Genomic DNA, 1,184 nt, shown 5'->3' with positions numbered 1-1,184 from the left:
TCCGGCAACCTAAACGAAGCACAAGGTATCTTTGATAGTTTGATTAACTCTAATATTAATGCTAGTGTGGGTATAGGTGCAATCACAAATAAAGACTTCTTTAAAGATGTAAGAGAAAGTGCAAAAAGTAGCACAGATACTCTAAATAACAATAGTTCTGTAAATGGTGCTATAAATATCTCTAATGATATGGCTCTAGGTGGAAGAATAGCTAGAATTAATAATCCCTATAGTGAAATAAAATTTGCAAATGCATTAAAGACAAATGCTTTAGCAAATAATTCTAATATAGCCAGTGATATTCCTTATGACTATTATGGCACAAAAACTTATAAAAATAGTGTATGGGCAAATGCTTTTGGTGGAGCAAATATAGTTGATGGAGAAAGTGGAGGATTGTATGGAATAAGCATAGGTGCAGATAAAGAATTTAATGAAAATTTACTTTTAGGAATCTATGCCACTTATGCAAGTTCTAAAATCAAAGATAAGCTAAGCGTTCAAGAATCAGATAATTATCAAATAGGTATTTATAGCTCTTATAGATTTAATCATTCTTGGGAATTAAATTCTAAACTCTATGGACAAATAGGAGATACAAAGCAAAATATTAATTTAGCAGGAAGTTTAAATAATGCTGATTTTAATAGAAAGTTTATTGGGTTTAATACTAATATTGGTAAAGTCTTTAATTTAAACAATGGATTATTTTTAAAGCCCTTTGTAGGAGCGAATTATTATTATAGCCATACACCAAGCTATGATGAAAAAGGTAGCTTAGCAAGAAAAGTAGAATCTAATACTAATAACTCTTTGAGTTTAGAATTAGGATTAGAAGCTAGAAAATATTTTAATGAAAGCTCTTATTTATTTATAACTCCAAAGATTGAACAATATGTAGTTAATAATGGAGAGGATTATGTAGCTAGCTTTGTAGGCTCTAATGCTTCTTTTTCTATTAAAGGAGAAGAGAAGAAAAAGACTTATGGACAATTAATTGTAGGAGGAAATATCTCTTTAAATGATAGTCTAAGTTTAGATGTAGGGATTGGAGCTAAACAAATCTTGGCAGGAAAAGTAGATTCTAAAAATGAAACTTACTTAAGTGGAAATATGGGGATAAAGTATAAGTTTTAAAAGTTACTAGCTAGAAATAAATTATCTTTAATTTCTAGCTAGTTTGG

Annotated in this window: 1 protein-coding gene; it reads left to right on the top strand. The window is 29.1% G+C overall.

Translation table 11 applies throughout. From position 1 onward, the window contains the following. Positions 1-1,137: autotransporter outer membrane beta-barrel domain-containing protein (locus CCY98_RS08380; RefSeq protein WP_258440230.1), on the top strand; the 1,137-nt coding region annotated here is incomplete at its 5' end. Positions 1,138-1,184: the final 47 nt, after the last annotated feature.

The sequence above is a fragment of the Helicobacter sp. 11-8110 genome (assembly GCF_003288905.1).
Lineage (GTDB): Bacteria > Campylobacterota > Campylobacteria > Campylobacterales > Helicobacteraceae > Helicobacter_D > Helicobacter_D colisuis.
This window is presented reverse-complemented; position numbering and strand designations above follow the sequence as displayed.